Source organism: Helicobacter bilis (genome assembly GCF_001999985.1).
Taxonomy (GTDB): Bacteria; Campylobacterota; Campylobacteria; order Campylobacterales; family Helicobacteraceae; genus Helicobacter_A; species Helicobacter_A rappini.
Window position 1 is genome coordinate 2050144 of sequence record NZ_CP019645.1, and the last position, 14142, is coordinate 2064285.

At 33.0% G+C, this 14142-nt stretch carries 16 protein-coding genes; 3 read left to right on the forward strand and 13 right to left on the reverse strand.

Going from position 1 to position 14142, the window contains the following annotated elements; translation table 11 throughout:
* Positions 1-4: 4 nt before the first annotated feature.
* Positions 5-703 (reverse strand): hypothetical protein, encoded by a 699-nt coding sequence (locus XJ32_RS09340; RefSeq protein ID WP_005218783.1) that lies wholly within the window; start codon positions 701-703, stop codon positions 5-7.
* Between the two features lie 473 nt (positions 704-1176).
* On the opposite strand from XJ32_RS09340, the gene XJ32_RS09345 reads away from it, so the two are divergent.
* Positions 1177-2184 carry a lipid A deacylase LpxR family protein gene (locus tag XJ32_RS09345; RefSeq protein ID WP_077389280.1) on the forward strand — a complete coding sequence of 336 codons (1008 nt, stop codon included), beginning with the start codon at positions 1177-1179 and terminating at the stop codon, positions 2182-2184.
* A 46-nt stretch (positions 2185-2230) separates the two neighbouring features.
* Here XJ32_RS09345 and XJ32_RS09350 read toward each other — a convergent pair whose 3' ends face one another.
* From XJ32_RS09350 to XJ32_RS13235, 7 genes are all read right to left on the reverse strand, one after another.
* Positions 2231-3460 carry a glycosyltransferase family 8 protein gene (locus XJ32_RS09350; RefSeq protein ID WP_077389282.1) on the reverse strand — a complete coding sequence of 410 codons (1230 nt, stop codon included), beginning with the start codon at positions 3458-3460 and terminating at the stop codon, positions 2231-2233.
* A 391-nt stretch (positions 3461-3851) separates the two neighbouring features.
* Entirely contained in the window at positions 3852-4670 is an 819-nt protein-coding gene (locus tag XJ32_RS09355; RefSeq protein WP_254422347.1) for a hypothetical protein, read from the reverse strand.
* Positions 4671-4732: 62 nt separating this feature from the next.
* Entirely contained in the window at positions 4733-5485 is a 753-nt protein-coding gene (locus tag XJ32_RS09360) for a hypothetical protein (RefSeq protein WP_077389284.1), read from the reverse strand.
* 120 nt (positions 5486-5605) lie between these two features.
* The gene (locus XJ32_RS09365; protein ID WP_077389286.1) at positions 5606-6265 is read right to left on the reverse strand and encodes a histidine phosphatase family protein; all 660 of its coding nucleotides are present in this window, start codon (positions 6263-6265) and stop codon (positions 5606-5608) included.
* A gap of 35 nt (positions 6266-6300) precedes the next feature.
* Positions 6301-8793, reverse strand: a complete 2493-nt coding sequence (locus XJ32_RS09370) for an LPS-assembly protein LptD (protein WP_254422348.1) — start codon at positions 8791-8793, stop codon at positions 6301-6303.
* Between the two features lie 8 nt (positions 8794-8801).
* On the reverse strand, positions 8802-9353 hold the full coding sequence (locus tag XJ32_RS09375) for an RDD family protein (RefSeq protein ID WP_077389288.1): 552 nt from the start codon (positions 9351-9353) through the stop codon (positions 8802-8804).
* 161 nt (positions 9354-9514) lie between these two features.
* Complete coding sequence (locus XJ32_RS13235; RefSeq protein ID WP_302475932.1) at positions 9515-9646, reverse strand: hypothetical protein; 132 nt, start codon at positions 9644-9646, stop codon at positions 9515-9517.
* A 112-nt stretch (positions 9647-9758) separates the two neighbouring features.
* On the opposite strand from XJ32_RS13235, the gene XJ32_RS09380 reads away from it, so the two are divergent.
* Positions 9759-10325: a hypothetical protein gene (locus tag XJ32_RS09380; RefSeq protein ID WP_077389290.1), complete on the forward strand. Its 567-nt coding sequence runs from the start codon at positions 9759-9761 to the stop codon at positions 10323-10325.
* Positions 10326-10411: 86 nt separating this feature from the next.
* On the opposite strand, the gene XJ32_RS09385 is transcribed toward XJ32_RS09380, so the two are convergent.
* The 5 genes from XJ32_RS09385 to XJ32_RS12045 all read right to left on the reverse strand — a co-directional run bounded on the left by XJ32_RS09385 (position 10412) and on the right by XJ32_RS12045 (position 13062).
* The gene (locus tag XJ32_RS09385; RefSeq protein WP_077389292.1) at positions 10412-11524 is read right to left on the reverse strand and encodes a type IV secretion system protein; all 1113 of its coding nucleotides are present in this window, start codon (positions 11522-11524) and stop codon (positions 10412-10414) included.
* A 75-nt stretch (positions 11525-11599) separates the two neighbouring features.
* Positions 11600-11770 (reverse strand): hypothetical protein, encoded by a 171-nt coding sequence (locus XJ32_RS12035; protein WP_155761508.1) that lies wholly within the window; start codon positions 11768-11770, stop codon positions 11600-11602.
* 12 nt (positions 11771-11782) lie between these two features.
* Positions 11783-11953, reverse strand: coding sequence for a hypothetical protein (locus XJ32_RS12040; RefSeq protein ID WP_155761509.1), 171 nt, complete (start codon positions 11951-11953; stop codon positions 11783-11785).
* Positions 11954-11963: 10 nt separating this feature from the next.
* The gene (locus XJ32_RS09390; protein ID WP_155761510.1) at positions 11964-12779 is read right to left on the reverse strand and encodes a hypothetical protein; all 816 of its coding nucleotides are present in this window, start codon (positions 12777-12779) and stop codon (positions 11964-11966) included.
* A gap of 118 nt (positions 12780-12897) precedes the next feature.
* Complete coding sequence (locus XJ32_RS12045) at positions 12898-13062, reverse strand: hypothetical protein (RefSeq protein ID WP_155761511.1); 165 nt, start codon at positions 13060-13062, stop codon at positions 12898-12900.
* Between the two features lie 843 nt (positions 13063-13905).
* On the opposite strand from XJ32_RS12045, the gene XJ32_RS09395 reads away from it, so the two are divergent.
* On the forward strand, positions 13906-14136 hold the full coding sequence (locus tag XJ32_RS09395; protein ID WP_077389295.1) for a hypothetical protein: 231 nt from the start codon (positions 13906-13908) through the stop codon (positions 14134-14136).
* Positions 14137-14142 lie beyond the last annotated feature (6 nt).

The following is a 14142-nucleotide window of genomic DNA, read 5'->3' on the forward strand; positions in this document are numbered from 1 at the left end:
CTTGCTATTTTTTTGATAACTTCACAAGGAAACGATATATCTCACTTCCAGCACTTACTTGTATATACATATCCCCAGCTTTTAGATTCTTATATGGGATAAGTATAAAACCACCTTTAACATCATTTTTTCGTAGTGTATTTTTACGCAAATAATGTGAGATTAAAAATTTCCTTGCATTAAAAGATTCAAGTTGCATATTGTAAAAATTCGCCCTTGCAAATGAATAATCATAGAATCTATATGCCATAAAAAAGCCATTATCAAACATAAAAGGCATGGGATAAATATGATAGGCATTCATGCTAAAAAAGGGATCACTCACTCTTAGATTTGGGGGTGTAGTCTCTATACCATAGTCATATAGGGCTTGAGAGAGACTGAAATTAGAGCGTGATAGGGCTTGAAAGCTATATGGTTTTATGGTCTTCTCATTCAGCACAATGGAGATATTTTCAGTGCTAAATTGTAAAATCTCATCACTAAGATTTTCTAAAGCGACATACAATATTAAAGGCACATTATCAAATCCGCCGATTGTCTCTTGTGCGATTTCTATTTGAATCTTGCTTTTTTCCTGCTTATCTTGCATGATGGCTACGCCATTATTATAGCTTGCTATCTTATCTGGCTTAACCACAAGTGAAGAACACGCCATAAAACACAAACTCACGCAACATAAAAAAACGAGTCTCACATACATAAAATTCCTTTAATTTTTTAGTGTAAATGATAGCATATTAGAGAATAAAAGAAGTAATATGCTCTAGCTTCGTATAAAATGTGCTATATATTTCTTGCGTTTTTATATTTATGAATTTGTGGTTTGGGCTTAAAATCTTGAATAAAATCCAAACTTATGTAATACAAAATTGCGGTTAAACTTTTTAGATTATGTTTAATGTGGGCAGGTTGCAGACAAGGTAGCATAACTATTTGGAGACTAGTTGCAACTTTTCTCATCATTTTCTCCGACCCAATAGGTTGTATAATTTTAGCAATATGGGCAACTTAACACAAACTTATGGAAATATAAGCAAAAAGTCTGTATTGTTTTGCATTCTAAAAATAGTAAAAGTTTTAGAATCTTGTGAGTTTTATCCATAGTATTGATTGATGGCAGGGTTATTTTAAAGCCAACTTTAATTAATAACTAAACCTTAATGAAAGGAAATCATGTATTTTCACATTCAAAATAGAAACTATAAAACCGCATTTATGCTTATAAGTGCTATATATATGCTGAATGCTACTTTATATGCTAGAGAAATTGCTGCTTACAATAAACATCATATTGCACTATCAAGCGATAATGACGCATATTTTGAGCCTACAAATTACGATAGATACTATACAGCTGGGCATAATCTTAGTTACACCTCAAAAGAATGGCAGAATAGTCCGCTTGCATATACTGCATTATTTTCTAGGCTTTTTAAGCGGGATTTAGCAAGCTCTTTTAGCATTGGTATAGGGCAAGAGGTTTATACGCCATCGGCGCGTTTCGCATTAAATCCACCTGCAAATGACGCCCCTTATGGCGGCTATCTCTATCTCAACACCATGATACAAAATCGCACAAATAACTTTTTAGAGCAACTTGAGCTAAACATTGGTATGGTAGGCAAGGCTGCACTGGGTAAAGAAGCACAGGATTTAATACATGAGTTAATTAACTATTATCCTTTGGCTGGTTGGGATCATCAGATTAGAAATGAATTTGTATTAAATGCGTATTACAAGGCAATGTATCGTTTTGATATTATCTCAAATATTTTTGACATACTGCCTTATGGGGTGATAGCCCTTGGCAATGCGAACACGCATTTAGAGCTTGGTGCAAAAATGCGTGTTGGTTATGGTTTGCATGGGGATTTTGGAATACAAAAAGCTACTTCAAATCATATAGGCTCAATGAGTTTGAGTGATGATTTTAGATTCTATGTAACTTTTGGTATTGCAGAGCGTTTTGTGGGACGCAATATGTTTATACAAGGAAACTCTTTTGGTGGATTTCAAACGCAGCTTGATATGGCAAGGTGTATTTATGAAGCAGAGATTGGGGCTTTGATAGCATGGAAGGGCATATCTCTAGCCTATATGTATTCATACAAACAAAAAGAATTCAGCACACAACTGCTTGATTCTAATTACGCGACACTGCGTTTAGAGATAAGTTTTTAGAAGATTATTGCCGCTATGAGATTTATAGAAACTTGTAGCCTAGCAGTTATTTATGAAATATTGTCTTAATCCGTCTTTTAAGAGATTGTTTGAGTCGTTTTAGCGGTCTCTTTCTTTGTTTAAGATTTTCTAATCTTATTATCTGTTTTTGCAAGCAAATTGAGAGACTAAAAATCGCACTTTCTTGACTTTGTATATATAAAATCTGTAATTCCTTATCAAAAATTGGCGTATTGCACGCCTCTATCCACCACTCATTGCGATAGGCACAGCTTATTATGTTTCCATTCTCTTTTACTCTAAGTGCATGCCAAGGCTTTATTACAGTGAGATAATGCAAAATCTTGATATTATTTTTTGCTTCCACATATTCTTGATAAGTATAAATAAGATTGGATTCCTCACTTTCACCCTTGAAGGCACTTTTATTTCTATTTTCTACATGTCCCAGCATGAAGTTCCACTCAAGCGGTAGAATATAAAGATGATGGCTTAAAATCGCATTAAACACATCTTGATCAAACCATGTTGGAATGTAGTGTTTCAACCATTCAAGGCATTTTTGTTCTATATTGTAGTTTCTATACCGTTCTAAATCTATTAACATAAGTCCAGAATTAAAGTAGGTATTAATATCCAAAGCGAAGCCTTTGCCTTCATCGCCATCGATACTAGGCATAATACGAGAAGGCAGATAATGTGCATCCAATACGACACCGCATATTTTACCCTGCAAATCTTTATAAAAGATTTCTCTAATATCTGCCACACAGAGCATATCAACATCAAGATACAAGCATTTTTGAATTTCTTTTGACAAACAACTAGCCATCTTTATCCTAAAATATGCGAGATAATTATTGTTTAGCTTTGGCAAACCCTGAAACATAGAATCTGAAAGGGTGTAAATGTGAAATTTACAAGGATAAAGCTTGTTTAACTCTAACTCTAAGGCTTGAAGTTTTTGTTCTGTTTCATGTTTTAAACCATCTGTGAGAATGTGAAAAGCAAATGGATTATTTTGTATTTGGCTATTTTTTGATTTAGATGAAAATATGTTATCCTTAGATAGAGCGGTATTGTTCAATAAATGTATTACGCCTTCACGATCTTTTGCATGATAATTCATTGATTGAGTATGAGTAAATGAAGGTTCGCCCCCCCCCCCCATAGTCTCAATGGTATTATTATGTGCAGCATTTTTCACAATGCTATGACACAAAACAGCAAGATATTTAATATAGTCATCATTTGCATTAAACACGATATGATGCATCTTGGAATCTCCTTGTTAAAAAATGCCGAAATTATAGCAACTTTTGTTTTAAGTTTGTTAATGTGGTAAATTACGCCACAGAGATCAATCATGTCTAATATGATAAAAATTAAGTTATACTGGATTACACTGAAGTGCAAATGTATTGTTGGATTTCGATAGGTTTGGCTATTTTAGTTTTTATACTTATGAGTACTTTCACACTATTTTAACTGCAACTCATTGAAACCTCACTGCACATAAAAGGACACATGCTTAGAAACTGATATAAAAAATACTTACAATATGCACACGAGTTTTACAAAAGAATGTATGGAAGCATATAGTTTCCATGCCGAAAATAATAAAGCAATGTAAAACTCCATAAACCCTTTTATTAATCTTTAGACGATTAAAAACTTATCCCAGCTTCAGCACCAGCTTGCCACGCATTTGCAATAGGGAAATTAAGCGTATTCCCACTTGAAGCCTGCAAGTTATAATATTTTCCAACACCTTTAAAATAAAAACTCACATTTTCACCAATATTTTTAGCAATACCTATGCTTCCAAAGATTGCATAACTCCCATCTTTGATATTTGAAGTCTTATCGCCCGTAGTGTGAAATTTATACAGACCATCTGCTATACCAGCCCCACCGCTATATGTGAAATATGTTGTCTCTGATACAGGAACTCTACCTTCTATCTCTAAGCCCAATATGCCAAGACTTCTGCCGATAGATTCTCTATTGACATACGCATCCACATCAAATACAAGATTAAGAAACACCGGTGCATTTAATCCCGCAATATTTACGCCAAGCTTTGCATCACCGCCAAATAACCCAAATGTATCGTCTGTCGCCAACCCAGCTAGTGTAGCCCCAGATAGCTTACTCACACCACCACCAATTCTAACAGCTAACCCCAATTGCACTCTTTGGACTATAAGCATTTTTAAGCCAAGCTTACCATATCCGCCCCTACTTTTCACCATAGCGTTGCGATCACCACCAAAATCAACTTCAAGCCCACCGACACCAACATCGCCATGTACGCATACCGCTTTGCTACATGTAGCACTCGCACTGACACCTAACGCACTGCATAGCACAATACCTACAATCCCTTTTTTCACAATACTTGTATTTTTTATATACGACATAATCCTGCTCCCATATTTAATTTTCTCAATGTAAAAACCATTGAGTGTTACGCACTTTGTCATAACCTTTCATTATAATCGGCATTTTAGCCTTTTTTGTGTTTGAATAAATGTAATTTTTAAATTTATTTTGTTTTTGCTGATTTATTCCGCACAGATTTCAAACTTTGTTTAAGCCTTAAAGCTTCATCATTTTGCCCCTCGCACATAAGTAATTTCACATATAAATCATAAATAGCTAAATTCTCCCTATCATCTTGCTGGGCTAAGGCTAACCATGTTCTTGCGCTTTCACAATCGCTTACAGCCAACCTATCTTGTGCGATTTGTAGAATATGCGGTATTGAAAAGCTACCACTTATACTTTTAAGATTTTTACTAGTAATCTTTGGGGCATTCTCTAGTAAAATCTCACCGCCGCTACTAGATTCTACAAAGTGTTTAGAATCTATTTTTTGCCAGTCTTTTAGAGCATTAATAGGGATATATCCATTAAGTAACACCGAATCGTTCATAAGTGTTACTCTCACCCATTGAGATTCAATCTCTTTGAGTGTAATTTTTAGCTTAGTATTTGGTATATCTTGTGGGAAGTTTAGACATATTTTCTGCCCCTTTTGCACACTTTGAATCTTTTTTGCATTTTTATCTTTTTGTTGCATAATATATGCCTTTGGCAATGCTATTTGAAAACACGCAAAGCTTGTGTGTATGCGTTTTTGTGTGTATATTGTAAATGTTTCTTGCGTGTGCTTTTCTTGCGTCTCTATCTCTTTGTGTGCAACAAAGCCTTGCGGTATGCTAGATTCTGTAGTAAATGATAAATAGCTAAAAAAGCATAATGTTGTGGCAAATACGAATAAATAGATTCTAGGCATATATCACCCTTTAGATTCACATTATATAAATCTTTTAGTAATTACTTTTTGCGTGTTTTGTGTGGGTCAGATTCTTCCTAATTATTCCACATCTTCTTTTTGCATAATATCCTCATAATATCAAAAAACAAAAGGGATTGATTTATCAACGCCCCTAAAGATACAATGTATATGATTATTTTCAAGGTAGAGAAATGCACCCTCTAGCATATAGGGCCAGTTAAAGTCATCAAGCTGTGGTTGCAGATTGTGGCAATAGCAAACAATGGCGATTAAGAAAGTATCATGCGTGATGAATATCTCCATATCTTCACAAGTTTTATCAGCAAAGATATAGTTAAAGAGTGTTTTCATACTCTCTTCCACACCACGCATACCGGGCAAACTCTCACCACGCAAAAACGCAGATATTATGGAATAAGGCGATTGTGTTTTAAATAACTCTACTGCTTTATCTAAGTCATTGATATAGGTATCTGTAAGTATATTTGTATGGATTATTTCTAATTCTTTATGTTTAGATTCTTTATAGCCTTTTGCAAAAAGATTTGCGGTTTGGATACACCGCTCAATTATGCTTGTGTGTATTTTAGCAATAGAGAAGTTACAATGCAATCCAAAATGCTCTGCCATGACTTCACCTTCACGAGTGAGTAAAATATCATTGCCTGTTTCATTTGGCGGTATTTTATCTCTTAGTGAATGTCGTAAAATCATTTTTGCATTTTTTGGGCTTATGGCTGCACTTTGTGCAAACCCTTTATATATTGTTGCTATCATATTTTTCCTCTATTATTTAGAATCTCTGTTAGAATCTATCTGTTTTGCTGCTCTATAACTGGTCGTAGTCTGTAAGTATAACCAAAGGTTGTCAAAGGCACGAATCTAAATTCTGCTTTCACATAGATATTATCAATTACACTGATTGTATTACCTTGTGATAGCATAGGCGTCCTATTGCTCCCAGCCTTTAGTCCAATCCCAAAGCATTTAATATCTTTATAGACACCAACGCCTACATTAACGATATTTTGCGTCCTAAAGTCATAACCTAAATCTGCTACTAATCCAAAATAGCCTAAATCTCCACGCAGTGAAGCACTCAAATAATTTGACGAGTCTATGGGCTTATAAGTAAGTGTGGTAGGATCAATACTCCATGCCGCATCATCTCGTTTTAAGAAGTAAGAAATACTTGCTGCATACGCCCCTTTTGTATATGAGGCATTTACCCCTATTTCAGTAAAATTACTATAAAACCATGAGTAAAAAAGGCTAAGATTTAAGCTTAACCCCGGAAGTGGCGTCGTGCCAAATTTATTTTCCATAGGGATACGCAAAGGTGAGATTGTATCATCAAAGTTAAAGGACTGACTAAGCTTCCAATAAAAGATTTCAGCGCCATTACGATTATAGATATAGTTTGACATGCTAAGGTCAAGCCGCCTTATCATTTGATAGATATTGCCAAAATTTTGTGGATTCCAAATATTTGCACCATTTTGTATTGCATCAAGCACACCAACGGGTAATTGCGTATAGGTTTTTAGAATCTCTGGACTTAAGATCCCATTTGTAAATACCACTCTATCAACTGGGGCATTAAATAAAACTGCGGTTTGCATAGAGTGGAAAAAGTTCCCATATCTTCGCCCAATATCGCTATTTACAGAGATTTTGTAATTAAGATTTGCGTAATTACCCATATTCTCTTGCATAGCGATAGAAGTATTTGGGGCGGTATAGATTATAGTATCTTTTGTATTTGTAGCATAGGTATTCCCCGCAAAGACATTAAGCCATGCTCCAATAGAAAAGTATTTATTGAGAAATGAAAACTGCATACCAATGGGAATGGAAAGCTCATTTGATAAATATGAGTAGCCAGTAGTTCTATGTGCATACTGCATCTTATAATCAAGCGAATACAACAATTCTTTTATAAATAAAGATCCCATGTATTTATGATATTGAATATTTGGGAGATTCTGAAATGTCGTTGAGTTATTTTGTGTGTAAAGGTTTAGATAATAGCGTAGATTTAAACCAAAATAGTGATTATTTGTTTGAGCGTAAAGATTTGCTTTTGAGATATATGAGGTTTGATTGAGAAAATATCTCACATCATCAAGTCGCATATAATCAATGTCATTCATAAATGCTAAGTCAAAAAACATAGCATTATCAAGCTTAGTTTTAGCACCAAAATATTTTTGAATCACATTTCTTTTGCTATGCTTGAAATCAAAACCATAAACATGCTGATTGAGTAGATTTAGCTTTTGCATATATTCATCGTTATTGTAGAAATACTTGAAATGCAAGATATATTTATCGTTACTGCTATCAATAGCTCTAAACTCAAAATTTGCACCACCACCCCTTGAAGTCCTTACCTGTGGGCTAATAGTCATATCCCAGAAGTTTTGCAATGCTACATAATAGGGCTGAATATAGGTAAAGCCATCAGTGCTTGAGCTACCTAAAGTTGGGTATAAAATACCACTTGTGCGTTTATTCTCAAGTGAGACTTTAAGGTAAGGCAGATAAAATACCGGCACATCGCCAATGTAGATTCTAGGATTCCATAAAGCAAGTGTATTTTTTTCCTTATCATACGCCCCTTTGCTTGAATCAATACGCCATGCAGGACTTACAAAAGAACAACCTGAAACCATAGAATCTGCAAAGCGATAGATTGACTTTTGAGAGCTAGCACTCTCTGCATGAGTCCAAATGCCTGTATCTGTGTCCTGTATGTAAAAGGGTCTGATAATGCTAAAATCACTATTGAGATAAACTGTCGCCTGTTTTGCAATCACAGAGAGTGTGTCGCCTTTATAAATGCGGACATTACCCATTAATCTAGCTTGTTTTAGCTCGGGATTATAGATAATCTCATCAGCGATGATATAGGCTTCTTTATTTTTCAATATCGCATTACCACGCACAACCATATAATTGTCATAATGCTCTATCTCTTCACCTAAAAGCTCAAAAAGTTTTGAAAAATCTGTGTCCTTTTTGCTTACGCCTGTTTGCAAGCCCTTTTCATTTTCTCTCTTTTCACTCTCACTCATAGTTTGTTTTATGTCTTTAGAATCTTCTTTTTTAATGCCTGAAAATGTCGGCAATACTTGTTGCTCTTTAGAATCATAAAAGAGTGTTGCGCTATTTTGATTCTGTGAAGTTTGTATATCTGTAAGCTGTTCTACTCCATAGACAAAATGAAAAAAAAGCAATACAGACAGAATCCATTTTAGGAATATCACATTTTTTTTATGAATCTTAAAGGCAATATAATACATAAGAAACTCTATGCCGTAACCACGATGGTATGACTCATTTTATCATGTAATGCACGATAGAATCTATCCACAAACGCCACAATGAACCCAACATAAAGCACTGCCCCAAAGATACATTTTATTATCGCTCTTTTCATGCTTACATGCAAACTTGGCTTATCAAAACGATAAATATCCACAACCCTTATACGCAATATAATCTGTCCTAAAGTCGCCCCATAATAATACACAAAGAAGAAGTAATACACAATCTCTAGTCCAATGTATATCGCCATATAAAGCAATAGTATCTCAAAGGCTTCTTTTGAAGTTTTACGCATATCTTCTAGTATTTTGCTATTATCTGTCGTGCTATTTAGCGTTGTTTGCGTGTTTGGCAAACTATAAGTTTTTTCAATCGTCTCTTTTGCAAGCACTAATCTTTCTTGCTGTGCTTGTGAAAAAAATAGCGTAATAACAAGACTTAATAGAATCATATCAATCAAATACGCACCAATTCTTAAACTAAGCGGTGCTATCTTGATATTTTCTCTAAATAAATCATTCTCCAATCTATCCATAACCTTTCCTACTTTTTTATAATCTTATTTTATCGCCTTTGGTTTATAATCTCTAGGGCTAGATTCTTAAAAATCTACAACCATGATATGTCCGCCATACCATAATAGCTATTAGAATCTAGATTTATTGTCATTTTGGCTGTAAGTAAAATATCTTATGTCTAGTCTCCATCAGATGCTCTGCTTTCCTTTGTAGAGCAATCGCTAGATCTAGAATCTACGAATTTGCGATTGTGCGGTATTTTCATATATTGTAGTGTGTCAATTAACTCTCTTTTAATTACTTTCTGCATTATATCCTAAAAATTATAAATTTTTCTTTTTTATATAAAATTTTATATATTTTAATATATATATATATATTAATGTATAATTATGTTTCAATTCTAAACATAAAGGATAAAGATGAGTTTTAAAAACTTTGGTAAATTGTTGATTTGTGGTGCTTTAGCTAGTGTATTTATTGCATGTGGTGGCGGTAATGATTATAAAGAGTTTGTAGCTGATATGGATATAGAAAAAAGGGCATTAGAAAGAGTTAAAGAGATGTATCCTAATTCTAAAATATATGACCCTGTATCTTTTGTAGGTGTTGCTAAACAATTTGGTTATATTTTAAAACCTAATCATAATTATAGAAAATCTATTATAGGCAATAAGGCTGATTATAAGGATTCTAAAATGATTGAAATGTTTGGTGTTGATGAAGCTTTTGTTACTTTTGTTGTTGAAAAAGAAAAAGGTAAATTTTATGGCGTTCAAATTTGGTGTCCTATAAAAGATGATAAGCCTTGTGCTAGTGCTGATAAAATTAATTTACAAAATAAGTTTGGTGGCTATGAAAATACTAATATAGAATATGAGTTAGATTTATATACAGATGATGAAAGAAAAGCAAATGATGAAAAAATTAAAAAAGATAAAGAAATGCAAGAGCAAGCTGAAAAAATAAAAAAGCAACTTGGCTTGTAGTTTATTTGAATCTGTTTTTAGCCCTTTAATTTAATCTTATAGCCTTATTTTAAAACACTATAAAGCTGTAAGAATACTTTGTTGTTTTATTTTTTTGGTTTTGGTTGGTGCGGTGTAGCTTTTGCTTCCATTTTCCCATCATCACTTTTCTTATCATCTTTATTATCAGGTTGTGGATTAGGTTTATTGCCTCCTCCTAGTATTTTATTGGCTAAATGTTCTCCACCCACAGGTATCATTGAAGCTATACCTGCAAGTGCCGCTCTGCCTAAGCTTGCTCCTTTTGCCTTGCCCTCCATTGTTTTTCCTAATGCCTTGCTTCCCATTGCTCCTGCTGTTTGTGCCATTGCTGTAAGTCCTGTGCTATGACTACCATCTCCACTTCCTATTATTTGTTGAGTCCATGTTGGAATCTTAGCAAGTGCGGCAATACCTATCAAAGTTACAACTATTGGTGTTATCATCGCCATACATGTTTCTGTTGCAGAAGCGTCCATATTTGTATCATGATTCGTAAATGATAATGCACCATTAAAAATAACCCCTCCTACTAAAAATACAAATGGTGCTTGCAATGCAATACCTGCATAAAGTTTTAGCCAACTGAAAAAATACCCTCTAAATTGTTTTATGATTAAGCATGGAATGAATAAAGGACATAATCCTAAAATTAATGAACTCATAAATTTAATTAATATTGTAAAAATCATTAAAAAGATTACAAATATAAATAAAACAAATGAGGCTAATACCCCTATAATCATTTTTATTATGAAACTACCTATATTTTCAGTTTCAAATTTAAATCCATCAAATAATTGTCCTATAAAAGCTATTGCCCCATCTATTCCTTTATCTAAATTTAGCGTTGTTCCTCCCCCATTTTTAATACCTTGATACAAGTATTCTATGGGTAATTCTACGACTCCTATAAAACCTAAATAATTATTATAATCTGCAAATATTGCAGTTAAAAATACATAGATTATTAGCCATATACCTATCTGCTTAAAGTCATTCCTACTCCATTCATTTCCACCTGCTATTTTTAGATATACATAAACACACGCACATACTGCTAATAAAACTTGAGATAAGGCATTATTCCATACCATTTGTGCGTATCCATATATATTTGCTTGCACTCCACTTAATACTTTATCCATAAGCCCTACGACTTGACTATATACACTTGCCATTTTTATATGTTCCCTATTTCAATAAATGTTTTACAATAAATCTAACTATAAAGCCTGTTGCTCCGCCTGAAGCTATTAAGATCCACCTGCTATTTTTAGATATACATAAACACACGCACATACTGCTAATAAAACTTGAGATAAGGCATTATTCCATACCATTTGTGCGTATCCATATATATTTGCTTGCACTCCGCTTAATACTTTATCCATAAGTCCTACGACTTGACTATATACACTTGCCATTTTATATGTTCCCTATTTCAATAAATGTTTTACAATAAATCTAACTATAAAGCCTGTTGCTCCGCCTGAAGCTATTAAGAAAAGTAATAAAGCTAACACTATGATTATTTGCAATTCTGGTGCAAAATATAATACCATATCAACTACTGCACCTTTAAATGAGTTCCATGCTGATTCTAACATTGTTTATCCTTTAGTCTTTCTTAGCTTTAAATTTTGGTAATCCTAAAGGGTCTTTATCATAATCTTTTGTTTTATCTAGCTTGTTATAAAAATCACTCTTTAGCTTTTTTTGTGGTTTATTGTTTTCATCGATAGGTTTTTGTGAATTGACTTCAAATATTGTTGCAAGCATTGCACTTGTATTTTGCATTAAGTCATATTGTTGCAACATAACATTAAGCATTGTTTGCTGTAACTCTAATCCTAATTCTATTTTCTCTTTTTCTGTTTTACCTGCGATTGTTCTCATGGATTTTTGAATATCTTTCATTTGATTGTCTAGGGCTTTCTTTTTTGATTTTTGCCCTGTTGAATATTGTGAATATGTCCTATTGACTTTTTGAATGGCGTCTAATTGCCTATCTACCTTTCTATTTGTTGCTTGTTGCCTAAACTCATGCACTTGTTTCATTTTTTCTATATATTGTTCTTTGTTGCCATTGATTAAGGCTTGTTGTGCTTCTGTTGTCATATCTCTAGTAATTGTTTCCATGTATTGCATATTGCTTAATGCTTCTAAACATGCTTGGGCTTCTGCATTTTCTTTTAAAACGCCTTTTAATTCCTTTGAAGTTTCGCTTATAAAATTTGCAAAGTTTTGATTTAAGCTTTTTAGACTCTCACATTGTGATTTTGCTGAACTAAACACATTCTCTAAGTTATTGAGATTCCCTAAATTTTCTGCCATATTTGTTAAGTCGTCCCAACCTCCTTTGAGTGAGTCTAGCATACTATTAATTGCACCCAAGTCAATCCCCATTTGTTCTAATTGCTTTTCATACATCATAATATCTTTTAGTTGCTGGACATATCCTGATCTAATCTATTAAAAAATCGCATTCTTGTTTGTGCTAATTCTAGCTCATTATCTTGCGTAGCACCTGCATAACTTATACCATCTAGCTTTAATCCCGCACAAATATTGCCATCTCTTGTGTTACCTTGTCTTTTAGATTTCCTAAATCTGCAAATGCAATGGGGGTGCATAGTAAAAAACAAAAGAGTATGGCAAGATTTCTTTTTGTGCTAGACTTGATTTTTGCTATCACATTTTTAACATTTTTTAACATGTTATATCCTTTGGTAAAAATTCAAAAACTACTATTAAAAGCTATCATAAAAAACAGAGATTATTTTTATATATTTTGTTACCATTATTTTTTAAGTGATGAAACTACTTGTATAAGGGAGTTTGCTGGTATGAAAAAAATTAATTTTGCGTGTATTTTTTGATTAAAAAGTAGCTATTTTTTTGAAAAAATTATATATTTCTTTATATATGTTTTTATATGCAAGAAAAAATTACATGCAAAATTAATCAAAAAATATCAACAAAAATCTATGTTTCTTGTATCAAAAATATTGCATGTATGAATGTGAATTTTACTTGTATGTTTTTATGATATTACATGTATCAAAGATAGAACTTGCATATTTGAATAAATTAGGCTTGTATCAAAAAATTTGCTGGTATAGATTATATAACTTGTATCAAAGATTATTGCTTGCATATTGAGTAGTTTTACTTCCCACGCAAATATTTAAAGCATGTATCTAAAAATTTTTCTTGTATTGAGTGTCATTTGCTTGTATGAATACATTTAGCGTGTATGAAGTGATTTTCATATTTCAAGTTTAGAAAGTAAATATTGCGTGTATATAGATTTTACTTGTATCAAAACATATTGCTTGTATAAGATATTTTTCTTATTCTATTTGCTTTCTATCACAAAAAAATATGATAAAAAACATATATAGCTTGAATGCCCTACCACACGAAGTTTCCCCCTATATTTGTATATACAAAATGGTTATCCTGCCACTACTACTGACTAAAATATTGTGTTAAAACTTACTCTTATTTTGTTATAATGGGTATATTTGAATTTAATGCTGTGTTTATGGAGTTTTATATGACTTTGTTGATAGAAAATGCGAATGCAAAAACGATAAAGGCTATTAGGGCTGTGCTAGATTTAGATTCTAATGCAACGATAGATGTTTTGCATGATTGCACTCATAATCCTAGCACATTAGATAATTGGTTAAATGAAGCTAATGAAGCAATAGAGTTATATAAGAAAGGCAAGTTAAAATCTTATGATAATCCGCAAGACATGCACGCTGATATTTTTAAGGAATAAGTTGGG

Coding starts and splice junctions, on each gene's coding strand:
- XJ32_RS09340 (WP_005218783.1), bottom strand. CDS start 703: ATGTATGTGAGACTCGTTTTTTTATGTTGCGTGAGTTTGTGTTTTATG.
- XJ32_RS09345 (WP_077389280.1), top strand. CDS start 1,177: ATGTATTTTCACATTCAAAATAGAAACTATAAAACCGCATTTATGCTT.
- XJ32_RS09350 (WP_077389282.1), bottom strand. CDS start 3,460: ATGCATCATATCGTGTTTAATGCAAATGATGACTATATTAAATATCTT.
- XJ32_RS09355 (WP_254422347.1), bottom strand. CDS start 4,670: ATGACAAAGTGCGTAACACTCAATGGTTTTTACATTGAGAAAATTAAA.
- XJ32_RS09360 (WP_077389284.1), bottom strand. CDS start 5,485: ATGCCTAGAATCTATTTATTCGTATTTGCCACAACATTATGCTTTTTT.
- XJ32_RS09365 (WP_077389286.1), bottom strand. CDS start 6,265: ATGATAGCAACAATATATAAAGGGTTTGCACAAAGTGCAGCCATAAGC.
- XJ32_RS09370 (WP_254422348.1), bottom strand. CDS start 8,793: ATGTATTATATTGCCTTTAAGATTCATAAAAAAAATGTGATATTCCTA.
- XJ32_RS09375 (WP_077389288.1), bottom strand. CDS start 9,353: ATGGATAGATTGGAGAATGATTTATTTAGAGAAAATATCAAGATAGCA.
- XJ32_RS13235 (WP_302475932.1), bottom strand. CDS start 9,646: ATGCAGAAAGTAATTAAAAGAGAGTTAATTGACACACTACAATATATG.
- XJ32_RS09380 (WP_077389290.1), top strand. CDS start 9,759: ATGAGTTTTAAAAACTTTGGTAAATTGTTGATTTGTGGTGCTTTAGCT.
- XJ32_RS09385 (WP_077389292.1), bottom strand. CDS start 11,524: ATGGCAAGTGTATATAGTCAAGTCGTAGGGCTTATGGATAAAGTATTA.
- XJ32_RS12035 (WP_155761508.1), bottom strand. CDS start 11,770: ATGGCAAGTGTATATAGTCAAGTCGTAGGACTTATGGATAAAGTATTA.
- XJ32_RS12040 (WP_155761509.1), bottom strand. CDS start 11,953: ATGTTAGAATCAGCATGGAACTCATTTAAAGGTGCAGTAGTTGATATG.
- XJ32_RS09390 (WP_155761510.1), bottom strand. CDS start 12,779: ATGATGTATGAAAAGCAATTAGAACAAATGGGGATTGACTTGGGTGCA.
- XJ32_RS12045 (WP_155761511.1), bottom strand. CDS start 13,062: ATGTTAAAAAATGTTAAAAATGTGATAGCAAAAATCAAGTCTAGCACA.
- XJ32_RS09395 (WP_077389295.1), top strand. CDS start 13,906: ATGACTTTGTTGATAGAAAATGCGAATGCAAAAACGATAAAGGCTATT.